This window comes from Geodermatophilus africanus, assembly GCF_900107105.1.
In the GTDB taxonomy this organism is placed as follows: Bacteria; Actinomycetota; Actinomycetes; order Mycobacteriales; family Geodermatophilaceae; genus Geodermatophilus; species Geodermatophilus africanus.
Genome location: NZ_FNOT01000001.1, coordinates 348,311 through 364,971, shown reverse-complemented (window position 1 = coordinate 364,971; position 16,661 = coordinate 348,311). Strand labels below are relative to the sequence as shown.

At 75.8% G+C, this 16,661-nt stretch carries 12 protein-coding genes; 8 read left to right on the top strand and 4 right to left on the bottom strand.

Annotated features, from left to right (window positions below):
• Positions 1 to 7: 7 nt before the first annotated feature.
• Both BLW63_RS01640 and BLW63_RS01635 read right to left on the bottom strand, forming a co-directional pair.
• Positions 8 to 1,804 (bottom strand): glycosyltransferase family 2 protein, encoded by a 1,797-nt coding sequence (locus tag BLW63_RS01640; RefSeq protein WP_091150745.1) that lies wholly within the window; start codon positions 1,802 to 1,804, stop codon positions 8 to 10.
• Positions 1,801 to 3,003 (bottom strand): glycosyltransferase, encoded by a 1,203-nt coding sequence (locus tag BLW63_RS01635; RefSeq protein ID WP_091151180.1) that lies wholly within the window; start codon positions 3,001 to 3,003, stop codon positions 1,801 to 1,803. The genes BLW63_RS01640 and BLW63_RS01635 overlap by 4 nt, the downstream gene beginning before the upstream one ends.
• Positions 3,004 to 3,087: 84 nt before the next feature.
• Here BLW63_RS01635 and BLW63_RS01630 point away from each other — a divergent pair, with 84 nt between their 5' ends.
• The 4 genes from BLW63_RS01630 to BLW63_RS01615 are packed head-to-tail and all read left to right on the top strand — an operon-like array spanning position 3,088 to position 7,665.
• Positions 3,088 to 4,179 (top strand): glycosyltransferase family 9 protein, encoded by a 1,092-nt coding sequence (locus tag BLW63_RS01630; protein WP_091150743.1) that lies wholly within the window; start codon positions 3,088 to 3,090, stop codon positions 4,177 to 4,179.
• Positions 4,176 to 5,264 (top strand): glycosyltransferase, encoded by a 1,089-nt coding sequence (locus BLW63_RS01625; protein WP_091150742.1) that lies wholly within the window; start codon positions 4,176 to 4,178, stop codon positions 5,262 to 5,264. The genes BLW63_RS01630 and BLW63_RS01625 overlap by 4 nt, the downstream gene beginning before the upstream one ends.
• Positions 5,265 to 5,311: 47 nt before the next feature.
• Entirely contained in the window at positions 5,312 to 6,736 is a 1,425-nt protein-coding gene (locus BLW63_RS01620) for an NADP-dependent succinic semialdehyde dehydrogenase (protein ID WP_091150740.1), read from the top strand.
• Positions 6,733 to 7,665, top strand: a complete 933-nt coding sequence (locus tag BLW63_RS01615) for a quinone oxidoreductase family protein (RefSeq protein ID WP_091150738.1) — start codon at positions 6,733 to 6,735, stop codon at positions 7,663 to 7,665. Before BLW63_RS01620 ends, BLW63_RS01615 begins: the two co-directional genes overlap by 4 nt.
• A 19-nt stretch (positions 7,666 to 7,684) precedes the next feature.
• On the opposite strand, the gene pdxY is transcribed toward BLW63_RS01615, so the two are convergent.
• Positions 7,685 to 8,578, bottom strand: a complete 894-nt coding sequence (pdxY, locus tag BLW63_RS01610) for a pyridoxal kinase PdxY (RefSeq protein WP_244522284.1) — start codon at positions 8,576 to 8,578, stop codon at positions 7,685 to 7,687.
• Between the two features lie 78 nt (positions 8,579 to 8,656).
• Here pdxY and BLW63_RS01605 point away from each other — a divergent pair, with 78 nt between their 5' ends.
• Positions 8,657 to 9,832, top strand: coding sequence for a cysteine--tRNA ligase (locus BLW63_RS01605; RefSeq protein ID WP_091150736.1), 1,176 nt, complete (start codon positions 8,657 to 8,659; stop codon positions 9,830 to 9,832).
• Between the two features lie 1,062 nt (positions 9,833 to 10,894).
• Here the strand turns inward: BLW63_RS01605 and BLW63_RS01600 are convergent.
• Positions 10,895 to 11,488 (bottom strand): TVP38/TMEM64 family protein, encoded by a 594-nt coding sequence (locus BLW63_RS01600; RefSeq protein WP_244522283.1) that lies wholly within the window; start codon positions 11,486 to 11,488, stop codon positions 10,895 to 10,897.
• A 61-nt stretch (positions 11,489 to 11,549) separates the two neighbouring features.
• Between BLW63_RS01600 and BLW63_RS01595 the strand changes: the two genes are divergently transcribed.
• The 3 genes from BLW63_RS01595 to icmF all read left to right on the top strand — a co-directional run bounded on the left by BLW63_RS01595 (position 11,550) and on the right by icmF (position 16,565).
• Positions 11,550 to 12,683, top strand: a complete 1,134-nt coding sequence (locus tag BLW63_RS01595; RefSeq protein ID WP_091150730.1) for a hypothetical protein — start codon at positions 11,550 to 11,552, stop codon at positions 12,681 to 12,683.
• Between the two features lie 18 nt (positions 12,684 to 12,701).
• Complete coding sequence (locus tag BLW63_RS01590; protein ID WP_244522282.1) at positions 12,702 to 13,244, top strand: GNAT family N-acetyltransferase; 543 nt, start codon at positions 12,702 to 12,704, stop codon at positions 13,242 to 13,244.
• An 87-nt stretch (positions 13,245 to 13,331) separates the two neighbouring features.
• Positions 13,332 to 16,565 carry a fused isobutyryl-CoA mutase/GTPase IcmF gene (gene icmF / locus BLW63_RS01585; protein ID WP_091150727.1) on the top strand — a complete coding sequence of 1,078 codons (3,234 nt, stop codon included), beginning with the start codon at positions 13,332 to 13,334 and terminating at the stop codon, positions 16,563 to 16,565.
• Positions 16,566 to 16,661 lie beyond the last annotated feature (96 nt).

Here is a 16,661-nt window from a genome sequence, read left to right as displayed (position 1 = left end):
ACAGGAATCAGCGCGCCACCGAGCGGAACAGCTCGAGCACCCGGTCGGCGTGCGCGTCGAAGGTGTGCCGCTCGCGCACCGCCAGTGCCGCCGCCGCACCCCGCCGGGTCGCCAGCTCCCCGGCGAGGACGTCGGCCACGTCGTCGGCGGACCGGTAGAACAGCCCGGTCCCGTCGCGGCGCAGCACCCGCTCCACCGACACCACCGACCCGGGGTTGGCCTGCTGGAGCAGCGGCAGCCCGGCGGCGAGGTGGACCGGCAGCCGCGCGGGGGAGTTGAGGTCGTCCCAGGTCGCCCGCCGCAGGTCGCCGCCGTTGGCGCTGTCGAAGCGGTGCAGCCACCCGGCGTCGTAGCGCGACAGCTCGCACACCCACCCCTCCGGCCCGACCGGCGGGTGCACGTGCACGAACCCCGGCGCGGCGGCGAGCGCGGCGTCGAGCCAGCCGGTCCACGAGCCCTTCGGCCCCGGCGCCCGCACCTGCCCGTAGAGGTGGGTGTGCACGCCGCGCGCGGCCAGCGCGAGCACCCGGTCGAGGTCCAGCCCCGAGGGCCGGCCGGCGACGACGGTGTGCGGCTGCCCGTCGGTGTCCGAGAGCTTCGGGGTCAGCGGCGCGTCCAGCCAGTCCCGCTTGGGCAGGTCGCCGTCCAGCACGCCGAGCCGGGTCGGGTCGACCCGGCCGGACAGCGCGAGGGCGAACCAGTCGCGCTCCTCCTCGGTGGCGAACAGGGACGCCGAGGCCCGCGTCACCAGGTCGGCCAGCAGCGGCCACTCGCCGCGGACGGTGCTGCGCTGCGGCGCCTCCTTGAACGTCCACACGAACGGCAGCTCCGGGAACGCCGACTGCACCCCGTGCGCGAACGGCACCGCCCGCCAGTTCAGCTGCGCCCACACCACGTCGGGCGCGAGCTCCCGCACGGCGTCGTGCCACCGGTCGCGGGGGAGGTCGGGCACGTGCCCGAACGGCAGCGGGCCCACGGTGGCGTCACCCAGGCCGTCGGTCGTCCAGAGCCCGGTCAGCCGGGTGCCGCGCTCGGCCAGGGCCAGCACCCGCTCGGGGTTGAGCGCGAGCTCCCCGACCAGGAGCACGGACAGCCCGTCGGCCGGGTACTCCCGCGACCGGAACCGCGCGTACCGGGCGACCTCGTCGACGTCCCCGCCGTCGGTGGAGGAGAAGCGCAGCGGCTCGCGCACCCGGTAGCGGCTGCGGAAGACGTTCAGCCCGCCGTCCCGCGACTCGCGCAGCGCCGCGGAGCGCTGGCCGGGGTGACGGGTCCACGCGCAGGTGACCCGGCCGGTGTCCGCCGTCCGCCCCCGGGCCCGCAGCCGGTCCCACATCAGCCGGCCCAGGTCGTCGGTCTCCAGCTCGGCCCGCTCGGTCCACCGGTCGGCGGTGACCCGGTGCGCCACCTGCACCAGCTGCTCGTAGGGGCTGTCCGGGGGCTCGGCGAGGCCCGACCGCGCCAGGACGACACCCGGCTCGGCCAGGCAGTCGAGCAGCGCGGCGAGGTGGTCGGGGGACCAGACGTCGTCGGCCGGGAGGTAGGCGACCAGCGGGGTGTCCAGTGCGTCGAGCCCCGCGTTCAGCGTCGCGCCGAGCCCGCGGTTGTCCGGCCACCGGACCAGCCGGACCCGCGGGTCACCCAGCCCGCGCACCGCGTCGGCCACCGCCGAGGGGTCCGGTGAGCCGTCGTCGAGCACCAGCGCCGTCCAGTCGGCGCGGGACTGCGCGCGCAGGCCCTCGAGCGCGCGGGGCAGGAAGGCGGCCTGGTCGTACACCGGCAGGAGCACGCCGACCGCCGTCACGCCACCGCCTCCAGCGCGTCCCCCTCCCGCACCCGCGCGTAGACGGCGGCCACCCGGGCGGCCAGCCGTGGCCAGGCGTACTTCGCGGCCCGGGCGCGCGCCCCCGCCGACAGCCGGGTCCGCAGGCCGGGGTCGGCGGCCAGCAGGTCCAGCGCCGCGGCCAGCGCGTCGACGTCCCCGGGCGGCACCAGCAGGCCGGTCTCCCCGTGCCGCACCACCTCGGGGATGCCGCCGACGTCGCTGGCCACCACCGGCAGCCCCGAGGCCATGGCCTCGGTCAGCACCGAGCCCATCTCCTCGTAGGCCGAGGGCAGCACCAGCACGTCGAGCGAGGCCAGCACGGCCGGGACGGCGGCGTGCTCGACGAACCCGGTGAGGTGCGTCCGCGGCAGGCCGGCCGCGAGCGCCTGCACCCGCTCGCGGTCGGGCCCGTCGCCGACGACGACGAGGGACGCCGGTTGGCGCATCCGCGGGAACGCCTCGACCAGCCGGTCGGCCCGCTTCTGCGGGGCCAGCCGCCCGACGTAGCCGATCCGCGGCCGGCCGACCCCGCGGAAGACGTCGGCGGAGTTCCCGGGGAACAGCGCCGGGTCGAAGCCCGACGGGATCGTGTGCACCCGGCCGGCCGGCAGGCCGTCGGCAGCCAGCGCGGCGGCGGTCCGGTCGGTGAGGACGACGACCGCGTCGGCCCGGCGCAGCGCCGACCGCTCGACCCACCCGCCGAGCCCCCGGAGCAGCCGGGTGCGCAGGCCCCGGCCGGTGAGCGTGTGCCCGACGCTGCAGTGGACGGTGACCACCAGCGGGCAGCGGTGCCGCCGCGCGGCGAGTCGGGCCAGCGGCAGGGTGGCGAGGTCCTCGCCCTGGTGCGCGTGCACGACGTCCACCGGCCGCGCCGGCCGCCGCAGGACGACGCGCAGCGCGTCGAGCGCCCAGAGCTGGCGCAGCCGCGGGAGCGGCAGCCCGGTGCGGTGGACGACGGCGGCGCGGCCCATCGGCACGGCCCCGCGCCGGCCGGCCAGCCGCGAGGTGACCACCGTCTGCACGTGCTCCTGGGCGTCCAGGCAGCGGGTCAGCGCGGCGGTGTGGTTCTGCATGCCGCCGATCGGGTCGAAGCGGGTGGCGCGGGGGTCGACGGCCCGGCCGCCCGCGGGCAGCGGCTCGAACACGCTGCACAGCCGCAGTACGTGGACGGGGCGCACGGGACCTCCGGGTTGGACCGACTCCACCGACGTCGGCAGGACCCGCAGTGAAGCAGAGTTGCGGCGGCGTCGCCGCCGGGGAGGATGCCGCAGGTGACCGCCCCCCTCACCGACCCGGCGGTGCGCCGGGTCGCCCTGGTGCGGCTGCGCGTCGGTCTGGGCGACCTGCTCTGCTCGCTGCCCGCGCTGCGGCGGCTGCGCGCCGCCCGGCCGGACCTGCACGTCGGCCTCGTCACCTGGCCGGAGACCGCCGCGGTGGTGGGGCGGATGGGGGACGCCGTCGACGAGCTGCTGCCCTTCCCCGGGGCCGACGACGTCCCCGACCGCCCGCCCGGCCGGGAGCCGGACCCGGCGTCCTGGGCGGCGTTCACCGCGGCGGCGGCCGAGCGGCGCTTCGACCTGGCGCTGCAGGTGTACGGCGACCGGCCCGCCGCCAACCGGGTCACCGCGGCACTGGGCGCCCGGCTGGTCGGCGGATTCGCCCCGACCGGCTGGGATCCGCCGCCGGGCACGGAGCACCTGCACCTGCGCTACCCGGTAGCCCTGCACGAGGCCGAGCGGCACACCCGGCTGTTCGAGCACCTTGGCCTGCCGCCGGCCGGCCCGCCCGCGATGGCCTTCCCGCTCACGCCCGCCGACGCGACCGAGCACGCGGCGACGCTGGCCCGCACCGGCCTGGTGCCCGGCGGCTACGCCGTCCTGCACCCGGGCGCCTCCTCGCCCACCCGCAGGTGGCCGGCCGAGCGGTACGCCGCGGTCGGCGACGCGCTGGCCGCCGATGGGCTGACCGTCGTCGTCACCGGCGGGCCGGGGGAGCGGGCGGTCGGCGCGGCGGTGGTCGCCGCGATGCGCGCCCCGGCGGTCGACCTCACCGGCGCCACGAGCCTCGGCGGGCTGGCCGCGCTGCTGCGCGACGCCGCGGTGCTGGTCGGCAACGACACCGGCTCGGCGCACCTGGCCGCCGCGGTGGGCGCCCGCAGCGTCACCGTCTTCCTGCCCGGCGACCCGGTCCGCTGGGCGCACCCCGGCCCGCGGCACCGCGCGCTGGTCGCCGACGTGCCGTGCGCGCCGTGCCCGCACCTGGTCTGCCCGATCGACTTCCGCTGCGCCGACTCGGTGCGGCCCGCGGACGTGCTCGCCGCCGCCCGCGACCTCGCCCGCGGGACCGTCGCGTGAACCGGGTCTCGCTGGTCTGCGACTCGGAGAACTGGGGCGGCGCCGAGGTCTACCTGACCCACCTGCTCCGCCGCGCCGGCGACCAGGGCTGGACGGCGTCGCTGGTCTGCGCCGGGCCGCTGGCCGCCCGCTTCGGGCCGCTGCTGCCGCCCGACCGGATCGCCGCCGTCCCGCTGGCCCGGCACTCGGCTGCCGCGCCGGCGGTGCGGGCCGCGCTGGCCGCCCAATGCCCGGACGTCGTGCTGGTCAACCTCGTCGACCCCGGGTCCAACGCGGCGGCGGTGGCGGCGGCGCTGGAGGTGGCGCCCACGGTCGGCGTGCTGCACCTGCCCGGCGACGCCGGCGCGGGGGAGGAGCGGGCACACCTGGCCGGGCTCTACGGCGCGATGGCCGCCGTCCTGACCCCGGCCGTCGGCGCCCGCGACCAGCTCGTCGCCGACCTGCGGGTGTCCGCGGACCGGGTGCACGTCGTCCCCAACGGCGTCGACGTGCCGGGTGCCCCGTCCGGCCCCGCGGGCAACGCGGTGCCGCGGGTCGGCGCGCTGGGCCGGCTGACCGCGCAGAAGGGCCTGGACGTGCTGATCGACGCCGTCCGCGAGCTGACCGCGGGCGGCGTGCCCGTCGAGGTGGTGGTGGGCGGCGAGGGGCGCGACGGCGACCGGCTGCGCGCCGCGGCCGTCGGCCTGCCGGTCACCTTCTGCGGCTTCGTCGACGACGTCCGCGGCTTCCTCGCCGGCCTCGACGTGTTCTGCCTGTCCTCCCGGCGCGAGGCGCTGCCCCTGGTGCTGCTGGAGGCCATGGCCGAGGGGCTGCCGTGCGTGGCCACCGACGTGGGGGACGTCGCGCCCGCGGTCGGCGCCGACGCGGTCGTCGTCCCGCCGGAGGACCCCGGCGCGCTGGCCGCGGCGCTGGCCGGCCTGCTTGCCGACCCGGCCGCCCGCGCGGAGCTGGGACGGCGCGCGCGAGCCCGGGCGGTCGCCGAGTCCGACGCCGGCCTGATGGCCCGCCGGACGTTCGACGTCCTGGCCCGGGCCGCGCGTGTGCCCGCGACCGGAGCGGGGAACGGCCAGCAGCGGGAGAGTTGACGCGCGCGGGGCCCGCCGAGCCCCGCACCACCGAGAGGACGCCGCTCATGGCCATCGCCACGATCAACCCCGCCACCGGCGAGACGCTGCAGACCTTCGAGCCGCTGTCGGACGAGGCCGTCCAGGAGCGGGTCGGCCGCGCGGCCGCCGCGTTCGACAGCTACCGGCTGACCACCCCGCAGCAGCGGGCCGGCTGGCTGCGGGCCGCCGCCGACGTGCTGGACGCCGACGCCAAGAGCGTCGCGGAGCTCATGACCACCGAGATGGGCAAGACGCTGGCCTCGGCGCAGGCCGAGGTGGCCAAGTGCGCCAAGGGTCTGCGCTACTACGCCGAGCACGGCGAGCAGATGCTGCAGCCCAAGCCCGCGGACGCGGCCGCGGTGGGCGCGGTCGAGGCCTACGTCGTCCACCAGCCGCTGGGCGTGGTCCTGGCGATCATGCCCTGGAACTTCCCGCTCTGGCAGGCGATCCGCTTCGCCGCCCCGGCGCTCATGGCCGGCAACGTCGGCCTGCTCAAGCACGCCAGCAACGTGCCGCAGACGGCGCTCTACCTGGAGGAGCTGTTCCGCAAGGCCGGCTTCCCCGACGACGTGTTCCAGACCCTGCTCATCGGGTCCGGCGCGGTGGAGCAGGTGCTGCGCGACGACCGCGTGGTGGCCGCGACGCTGACCGGCAGCAACGCCGCGGGGGAGTCGGTGGCCCGGATCGCGGGTGACGTCATCAAGAAGACGGTGCTCGAGCTGGGTGGGTCCGACCCCTACATCGTCATGCCCTCGGCCGACCTGGAGCGGGCCGCGGACGTCGCGGTCACCGCCCGGTGCCAGAACAACGGGCAGAGCTGCATCGCCGCCAAGCGGTTCTTCGTGCACGCCGACGTCGCCGAGGAGTTCACCCGGCTGTTCGCCGAGAGGCTGGCCGCGCTGACCGTCGGCGACCCGATGGCCGAGGACACCCAGGTCGGCCCGCTGGCCACCGAGTCCGGTGTCGAGGACGTCGAGCGGTACGTGCAGGACGCCGTCGAGAAGGGCGCCACCGTCGTGGTCGGCGGCAAGCGGGTCGACCGGCCGGGCTGGTTCTACGAGCCGACCCTGGTGACCGACGTGACCCCGGAGATGGGGATCTGGTCGGAGGAGGTGTTCGGCCCGGTCGCCGCGCTGCACACCGTCGCCGACCTCGACGAGGCGATCCGGCTGGCCAACGACCACGTGTACGGCCTGGGCTCCAACCTGTGGAGCGAGGACCAGGGCGAGCGGCTGCGGTTCATCCGCGACATCCAGTCGGGCATGGCGTTCGTCAACGGGATGACCACCAGCTACCCGGAGCTGCCCTTCGGCGGGGTGAAGCAGAGCGGCTACGGCCGCGAGCTGACCGAGGTCGGCATGTACGAGTTCACCAACGCCAAGACCGTGTGGATCGGCGCGCCCAGCAGCAAGCAGGGCGGTGGTGACACCGCCGCGGCCGCGAACGAGTGAGCCGCGTCGTCCTGGCGACCGCCTACGGAGGACCCGAGGTGCTCGCCGTCGTCGACCGGCCGGTCGGCGACCCCGGCCCCCGGCAGGCGCGGGTCGAGGTCCGCGCCGCCGGGGTCAACCCGGCGGACTGGAAGAGCTACACCGGGGCGTTCGGCACCGACCCGGCCGCGCTGCCGCGCCGCCTCGGCTTCGAGGTGTCCGGGGTGGTCACCGCGGTCGGGCCGGACGTCGACCTCGCCGTCGGTGACGAGGTCATCGGGTTCCGGGTCTCCGGCGGGTACGCCGCCGAGCTCGTCGTCCCCACGTCGGCGCTGGTGCCCAAGCCGGCGTCCCTGGGCTGGGCGCCGGCGGCCGGGCTGATGTTGACCGGGGCGACCGCGGTGCACGCGCTGACCGCGACCGACGTCGGCGAGGGCGACACCGTGCTGGTGCACGGCGCCGCAGGCGGGGTGGGCCTGATGGCGGTCCAGCTCGCGGCCCTGCGCGGCGCCCGCGTCATCGGGACGGTCGGCGACGGCGGCACGGACCTGCTGCGCCGGTTCGGGGCCGAGCCGGTGCGCTACGGCGACGGGCTCGCCGGCCGGGTGCGCGACCTCGCGCCGGACGGTGTGGCCGCCGCCCTGGACCTCGTCGGCACCGACGAGGCCGTCGACGTCTCCCTCGAGCTGGTCGCCGACCGGCAGCGGATCGCCACCATCGCCGCCTTCGACCGCGCCGGGAGCGAGGGCATCCGGGCGCTCGGCGGCGGGCCGGGTGCCGACCCCGGCACCGAGCTGCGGGACGCCGCCCGGCCGGAGCTGGCCGAGGCCGCCGGTGCCGGCCGGCTGGAGGTCGTCGTCGCCGCGTCCTTCCCGTTGGAGGAGGTGGCCGCAGCCCACCGGCAGGGGATGGCCGGCCACACCCACGGCAAGCTGGTGCTGGTGCCTTAGGTGTTCCGCGCGCCGGCGTTCACACTTCCTCGACGGGGAAGGTGCGGCTCGGCGTCACGAACTCCTCCTGCGCGGCGACCAGCAGGATCTCCCGCGACCGCGCCTGCTCGGTGGCGGCGAGCAGGCCGTGCACCGAGGCGGCGGCGGCGCCGAGCGCACTGCCCGCGTCCCGGCCAGCGAGCCAGTGGGCGAGGAACAGCGCGGCGATGGCGTCACCGGCGCCGTTGACCGACACGTCCAGCCGCGGGGTGCGCACCCGGAAATGCCGCCCGCCCTCGGAGGCGAGCAGGTCGACGGCGTCCCCGGGAGTGTCGTCGGTCTCCAGCGAGGTGGTGAGCACGACCCGCGGGCCGAGCGCGTGGACGGTGGCCACGGCGGCCTGCACCTCGTCGAGGGTCCGCGTCGCCGCCCCGGAGAGGAAGTCGAGCTCGAAGTGGTTCGGGGTGACGACGTCGGCGGCGGGGACGGCGACGTCGCGCATGAACTCGGGGATGCCGGGGCGGACGAAGACGCCGCGGCCGACGTCGCCGATGACCGGGTCGCAGCAGTAGACGGCCGCCGGGTTGGCCTGGCGCACCCGCTGCACGGTCTGGACGACGGCGTGCCCGATGTCGGCCGAGCCGAGGTAGCCCGAGAGGACGGCGTCGCAGGAGCCCAGCACGCCGCGCTCGGCGATGCCGTCGACGACCTCCTCGATCGCCTGACCGTCGAAGACCCGGCCCTTCCACTCGCCGTAGCCGGTGTGGTTGGAGAACTGCACGGTGTGCACCGGCCACACCTCGATGCCGAGTCGCTGCAGCGGGAAGACGGCGGAGGAGTTGCCGACGTGGCCGTAGGCGACGTGCGACTGGATCGAGAGGACGGCGACCATGGGGGAACGGTCGCACAGCACCTCCGCGGCGGCGACGGCCACGGGCCCGACCGGAGCAGGGCCGCCGCGGGGCTCCCGGCCTGCTGCGGAGGGCCCCGGCGCGGCGGGCAGGATGGCGGCATGGCACTGCTTCCTCCCACCCCTCCCGGCATCGTCGGCGTCGCCGGCCGCGTGGCCGAGCCGGTCGACGTCCGCAGCGCCGACCTGCGGCTGGGCGGGCGGCCGCTGCCGGTGCTCAGCCCCGCGCGGGTGTACGTCTGCGGGATCACGCCCTACGACGTGACGCACCTCGGGCACGCGGCGACGTTCGTGTGGGCCGACGTCCTCGGGTCGGTGCTGCGGCTGGCCGGGGCCGAGGTGGTGACCAGCCGCAACGTGACCGACGTCGACGACGTGCTGACCCGGGCCGCCGATGCCCGCGGCCGGCACTACGACGAGTTCGCGCTGGGCCAGGAGTTCGCCTTCGAGCAGGACATGCGGGCCCTCGGCGTCCGGCCGCCCACGCACGCGCCGCGCGCCCGGCACCACATCGCGCACGTGCAGCAGCTGGCCGCGGCGCTGCTGCGGGCCGGGCAGGCGTACGAGCGGGAGGGCCACGTCTTCTTCCGTGGTGCCGGGGCGGCGGCGTCGTCCGGGCTGTCCGCGGACCGGGCGCGCGAGCTGGCCGCCGAGTTCGGTGACGAGCCGGATGACCCGCTGCGCGAGGACCCGTTCGACGTGCCGGTCTGGCGGGCCTCCGGCGAGCGCGACCCGGCGTGGCCCTCGCCGTGGGGCTGGGGGCGGCCGGGGTGGCACGCGGAGTGCGCGGCGATGGCGACGGCCACGCTGGGCCACGGCGTCGACGTCCTGGTCGGCGGCGCCGACCTGGCGTTCCCGCACCACGCGCACCAGGTGGCGATGGCCGAGGCGGCCTCGGGCGTGGCGCCGTTCGCGCGCAGCCGGGTGCAGGTCGGGGCGGTCTCGCAGGACGGCGCGAAGATGGCGAAGTCGACGGGCAACCTGACGCTGGTCGCGGACCTGCTGCGGGTGACCACCGGTCCGGCGCTGCGGCTGCTCGTGCTGGACCGGCCGTGGTCGCAGCCGTGGGAGTACCGGCCGGAGCTGCTGGAGACGGCGTCCGGGCGGCTGGACGCGCTGTTCTCCGCCGCCGGCCGTCCCGGCTGGTCACCCGCGGCGAGCCGGGCGGTGGCCGACCGGCTGTTCGACGACCTCGACGTGTCCGGCGCCCTGGACGTCGCCATCAGCGACGGCGGAGATGCCGCCCGCCAGCTGGTGCGGGTGCTGGCGCTCGGCTGACGGTCGACCGCCTGCCGCCGCGAGGAGTCCGGCGAGCTCGCGGAGCCGTCCGACGCAGCGCCATTCGTGGACGCCGGTGAGCTCGGGGAGCAGTTCGGTCGAGGTCCTGCAAGCAGGCGCGTGCGACCGCCCGCTGTGCCCAATCGGGCCGGCCCCCGTCGTGCAGCCACGTTGTCACGACGCCGATCAGGTCGGCCCCTCCGCCTCCGTCTCGTCCGTGGACGCGGCGGCGCCGGGCTCACCCGGCTGCCGATCGGCCGCGGCCGGCCGGTCGGCGGCGAACGCGCCACCAGCTCCAGCTCGTGGGCGGCCAGCTCGGCTTTGAGCCGCTGCACCCGCTGCAGCTCGGCGGCCTTCTCCGCCGCCGTCCGCGACCACACCGGCAGCAGCTCGCCCAGCGACGGCACCGCGGTGACCGGCGGGCCGAACTCCGGCGACGGCGGCGCCAGGTCGGCCACCGTCAGCCCGACCACGAACTCCCGCCGAGGAATACGCCCCCCCACTAGGCCGGGGGTACGACAGTTCCGGGGCCCTGACCAGCGAGAACACCGACCGAGCACCCCCGCGCCACCGACGGAGGAGCCCGCCGCAGCGGGATGGGCGCGGTGCACCCATCCCGGCGAGTTGATCATGGGGTTGATGCCGTCGACACGCGCAGACGCGCCGCGCCGGATGGCAACAACCCCATGATCATCGCCAGGGCGGCCGAGACAGCGGCGCGACCCGCGGACGAACGGCGCACGGCGGCCGGTCGACGAGTCACCTCACCGCCGCGAGCGGCCCGGTGGGCGGACCCACCCGGCCCTGTGCGAGGAGACGGTTCAGGCGGCGCGCAGCGTGGACGGAGTGGCGGTCGGCTGGGCGGTCGGCTTCGACGGAACGACCCAGCGCATCTCCATGTGCCGGTGCCCGGAGGTGTCGACCACGGCCACCCAGCGACACTGCGGGCAAGGACTTGTACGCATTGGATCCACCTCTCGTTCACCTGTTGTTCACATTCTGGCACCAAGGACCTGATTGGGCACGATCGACATCCGGTACTGACCCGAACGAGTAACGCGGCTACAGCCAGCTGACGACGGAGGCGCCGATGCCGACGTGCAGCACCGCGCCCGGCACCACGCCGACGACGGTCCCGAGCGTGGCGGGCAGCCAGCGGATGCTCGACAGGCCGGCGGCGTAGCTGACGACCCAGAACGGCACGGGGCTCACCCGCGCGAGCGCGACGGCGAGCAGGCCGCGGTCCCGGAACAGCCGGTCGGCGCGGGCCAGCCGCGGGCCGGTGAGCCGGGCGACGGCGTCGCGCCCCAGGTGCCGGCCGAGGGCGAAGCCGCCCATGCCGCCGATCCAGCCGGCCAGCACGGCCACCCCGAGCCCCGCCGGGAAGCCCGCCGCGGCGCCCAGTAGGACCGACGTGGCGGTTCGCGGGACCGGCGTCATCAACGCACCGGAGACCGCGAGGACGACGGCGGTCCAGCCGAGGGGACCCGCGTCGTCCAGCCAGCCCCGCACCACCGGGACGCCGGGCCGCTCGATCGTCAGCGCCGCCACCGTCGCGGCGGCCAGCAGCACCGCCAGGACGGCGAGCCGCAGCCATGGCCGGGGGGTCGCCGGGCTCTCCGGCTCCGGTGGGGGAGAGCCGGGCCCGGGACGCACGCCGTCCACGCTACGGGCGCGGCCGGGGAACCCGGTTGCGGCCGCTGCGACGCTGACGGCGATGACCGACCGCCTGCTCGTCGACTTCTTCTACGCCCAGCAGTTGGGCCACGCCGTCGAGGCGCTGCAGTACTGCGTCGGGCACGCCGCCGCGGTCCCCGGACGGGAGGTGTCGGTGCTGCTCAACGCGGCCACCCCCACCGAGCTGGCCACCTGGTGCCCTGCGCTGTCGGCCGTATTCCCCGTCGACGGCCCGTTCCTCCAGGCCGACCCGGCCGCGGCGCAGCGGCTGGCCGCGGTCCCGCGCGACTGGGACTGGGTGGTCGACGACACCCGCCGCCACCAGCCCTTCCAGCTCGACCTCTTCCCGGGGATGCGCGACCACTACACGGCCTCCGACGCGCACCTGCGCCCCCGGACCGGCCGCTCGGTCGTCGGCGCCGCCGGCGTCGGGTACCTCCCGCACCAGCCGGTGCGCCTCGACCTCCCCGCCGCCGCCCGGGCCGGGGCTCCCCGCCGGGTCGGCGACGACGCCCGCCCGCGGATCGCCGTCCTCCCCGCCGGGTCCAGCGAGCCGTCCCTGTACCCCTCGGTCGCCTCCTGGCTGCTCGTCCTCGACGCGCTGGCCGACGCCGTCCCCGGCCTGCAACTCGTCCTGCTCGGCCGGCTGGCCCGGGACGAGCGCAGTTCCACCTCCTGGGGGCGGGCCGACGTCGACGCGCTGCTGGCCCACCGCTCCCGCCCGGTGGACTGCGTCGACGTCCCCCTCGCCGAGCAGCTGGCCGTGGTCGAGGCCTGCGACGTCCTGCTGGCCCCGCACTCCGGCTTCGGGATGGCCGCGCTGGCCGTCGGCACACCGTGGCTGGCGCTCTCGGGCGGGCGCTGGTTCGAGTACTGGGCGAACGCCGGCGTGCCGTTCCGGTCGGTGCTGCCTGACCCGGCCAGGTACCCGGCGTTCAGCCAGTTCGACCCGGCGGCCGTCGTCCTCGACGGGGACGACGGCCCGCGGACGCCGAGCATGACGCGCGACCGGGTGCGGGCGGACCTCGACCGCCTCGTCGCCGGCGCCCGCGAGCTGCTGGCCGGCGAGCTGACCCACGAGCGGGCGCTCGCCGAGTACTACCGCGACCTGCGTGCGACCATCGGCGCCGAGGCGATCTGGTCGATCGACGGCGTGCACGCGAGCCACCTCTGACGCGTGCACGATGGCCCGGTGGGAGAGAGCCGGCTGGTCAGGGACGCGACGATCGAGGACGCCGTGGCGTGCGCCGACATCTACGCGCCCTACGTCCGCGACACGGTGGTCTCCTTCGAGCTCGAGCCGCCGACCGCCGGCGAGATGGCCGCCCGCATCGAGGCCGCGCTCGCCCGGCACGCCTGGGTCGTCCTGGAGGACGGCGGACGCGTGGTCGGCTACGCGTACGGGACGACGTTCAACCCGCGCGCGGCCTACGACTGGGCCGCGTCGGTCAGCGTCTACACCGGGACCGGACGCCGCCGCACCGGCGCCGGCCGCGCCCTCTACGCCGCGCTGCTCGACCGGCTGGCCGGCCGTGGCCTCCGCACCGCGCTGGCCGGGGTCGCGCTCCCCAACGACGCCAGCATCGGCCTGCACACGGCGATGGGCTTCGAGCCGGTGGGCACCTACCGCCGGGTCGGCTGGAAGCTCGGCCGCTGGCACGACGTCACCTGGCTCCAGCGCCCGCTCGGCGACGGCCCGGTGCAGGACGGCGCCCCGCCCGCCCCTCCGAAGTGATCGTGGACAGGGCCGCGCCGCCGGGAGATACTAGGACGTCCAACTAAATCGGCGCGGGTCTGTCGCGCGTCCGACGCTGGGAGCGACATGCCGTCCGACCTGCACATCCCCACCCACCCGGTCCGCTTCGTCACCGCGGCGAGCCTGTTCGACGGCCACGACGCCGCGATCAACGTGATGCGCCGGCTGCTGCAGAGCCAGGGCGCCGAGGTGGTGCACCTCGGGCACGACCGCAGCGTCGACAGCGTCGTTCGGGCAGCGCTGGAGGAGGACGTGCAGGGCGTGGCGATCTCCTCCTACCAGGGCGGCCACGTCGAGTACTTCAGCTACCTGGTGGAGCGGCTGGCCGCGGCCGGCGCGGGGCACGTCAAGGTGTTCGGGGGCGGCGGGGGCGTGATCGTGCCCGAGGAGATCGCGCTGCTCCGCGAGCGCGGCGTGCGCATCTTCAGCCCCGAGGACGGTCAGCGCCTCGGTCTGCCCGGCATGATCAACGAACTGATCCGCGAGTGCGACGTCGACCTGACCCAGCAGCGCCCGGACGTCGAGGCCCTCCTCACCGGCGACCCCGCCGGCCTGGCCCGCGCGATCACCGTGCTCGAGTCCGGCCGCGACGCCCTGCTCGCGACCAGGATGCGGCAGGCGGCCGACGGCCGGACGGTGCCGGTCCTCGGCATCACCGGGACCGGTGGGTCGGGCAAGTCCTCGCTCACCGACGAGTTGCTGCGCCGGCTGCGCACCGACCAGGAGGACAAGCTGCGGGTCGCCGTCCTGGCGATCGACCCCACCCGGCGCCGCGGCGGCGGGGCGCTGCTCGGCGACCGGATCCGGATGAACGCCCTGGAGACCGGGGAGGGGTCGCACACCTTCTTCCGCTCGCTGGCCACCCGGTCGGCCGGTGCGGAGACCCCCGAGCACCTGGACGACGTGCTGTGCGCGGTCAAGGCCGCCGGCTTCGACCTGGTGATCGTGGAGACGCCGGGCATCGGCCAGGGCGACGCCGGCATCGTGCCGTTCTCCGACGTAGCGCTGTACGTGATGACGCCGGAGTTCGGCGCCGCCTCGCAGCTGGAGAAGATCGACATGCTCGACTTCGCCGACGTCGTCGCGATCAACAAGTACGAGCGCCGCGGGGCGGAGGACGCCCGGCGGGACGTCGCCCGGCAGATGGTCCGCAACCGCGAGGCGTTCGGGCAGCCGTGGCAGGCCATGCCGGTCTTCGGCACCAGCGCCGCCCGGTTCAACGACGACGGCGTGACCGCGCTCTACCAGCACCTGCTCGGCCTGCTCGTCGAGAAGGGGTTGCCCGCGGGCGCCGGCGTCCTGCCGCGGGTCGACGTTCCGGCGTCGTCCGGCCTCACCAGCGTCGTCCCCGCGCAGCGCGCGCGGTACCTCGCCGAGATCACCGAGGCCGTCCGCGGCTACCACGCGCGGACCGACCAGCAGGCCGCGCTCGTCCGCCGCCGGCAGCACCTGCGCACCGCCGCCGAGGTGCTGGACGGCGCGGCCGCCGAGGCCGCCTGCGCCGCGGTCGAGGCCGCCGACCGCGAGCTGCTGCCCGAGGTGCGCGAGCTGCTCGACGAGTGGCCGGCGCGGGTCGAGGCCTACTCCGGCGACGAGTACGTCTACACGGTGCGCGGGAAGGAGATCCGCACGCCGCTGACCCGCGAGACGCTGTCCGGGAGCCCGGTGCGCCGGGTCGCGCTGCCGCGCACGACCGACGACGCCGAGCTGCTGCGCTTCCTGCGCCGGGAGAACCTGCCCGGCGGCTACCCGTTCACCGCAGGCGTCTTCCCGTTCAAGCGGTCCGGCGAGGCCCCGGCGCGGATGTTCGCCGGTGAGGGCGACGCCTTCCGCACCAACCGGCGCTTCCAGATGCTGTCGGCGGGCAACGAGGCGACCCGGCTGTCGACGGCATTCGACTCGGTCACCCTCTACGGCCGCGACCCCGACCCGCGCCCCGACGTCTACGGCAAGGTCGGCACCTCCGGCGTCTCCATCGCGACGCTCGACGACATGGCGGTCCTCTACTCCGGGTTCGACCTCTGCGACCCGACCACGTCGGTCTCGATGACCATCAACGGCCCGGCGCCGGCGATCCTCGCGATGTTCCTCAACACCGCGATCGACCAGCGGCTGGACCGGTTCCGCGAGGAGGAGGGCCGGGAGCCCGACGCCGCCGAGACCGAGGAGATCCGGGCGTTCGTGCTGGCCACCGTCCGCGGCACGGTGCAGGCGGACATCCTCAAGGAGGACCAGGGCCAGAACACCTGCATCTTCTCGACCGAGTTCGCGCTGCGCTGCATGGCCGACATCCAGCAGTGGTTCATCGAGCACCGGGTGCGCAACTTCTACTCGGTCTCGATCTCCGGCTACCACATCGCCGAGGCCGGGGCGAACCCGATCAGCCAGCTGGCCTTCACCCTCGCCAACGGCATCACCTACGTCGAGGCCTATCTGGCGCGCGGCATGGCGATCGACGACTTCGCCCCCAACCTGTCGTTCTTCTTCTCCAACGGCATGGACGCCGAGTACTCGGTGATCGGGCGCGTGGCCCGCCGCATCTGGGCGGTCGCGATGAGGGAGCGCTACGGCGCCGGGTCGCGATCGCAGCAGCTGAAATACCACGTGCAGACCTCGGGCCGGTCGCTGCACGCGCAGGAGATGGACTTCAACGACATCCGCACGACGCTGCAGGCCCTCTGCGCCGTCTACGACAACGCCAACAGCCTGCACACCAACGCCTACGACGAAGCGGTGACGACGCCGTCCGAGCACTCCGTCCGGCGGGCGCTGGCCATCCAGATGATCATCGACAAGGAGTGGGGCCTGGCGGGCAACGAGAACCCGCTGCAGGGCTCGTTCGTCGTCGACGAGCTCACCGACCTGGTCGAGGAGGCGGTGCTCGCCGAGTTCGACCGGATCGCCGAGCGCGGCGGCGTGCTGGGCGCGATGGAGACCGGCTACCAGCGCGGCAAGATCCAGGACGAGTCGATGCTCTACGAGCACCGCAAGCACGACGGCAGCCTGCCCATCGTCGGCGTCAACACCTTCCTCGACCCGCACCGCGACGAGACCCCGCCGAAGCCGCTGGAGCTCGCGCGGGCCACCGAGGCCGAGAAGCAGTCGCAGCTGCAGCGGCTCGCGGACTTCCACGCCCGGCACGCCGACGAGGCCCCGGCCGCGCTGGCCGAGCTGCAGCGGACGGCCGCCGAGGGCGGCAACGTCTTCGCGGCGCTGATGGACGCCGTCCGGGCCTGCTCGCTCGGCCAGATCAGCGACGCCTTCTTCGAGGTGGGCGGCCAGTACCGGCGCAACGTCTGATGAAGGACCCCGCTGCCCCCCGCCATCGAAGGACCCCGTCCTCCTCACGCCTCGCAAGCTCGGCGCGAGCCCCGGGACGGGGCCTGCGGCGGGACC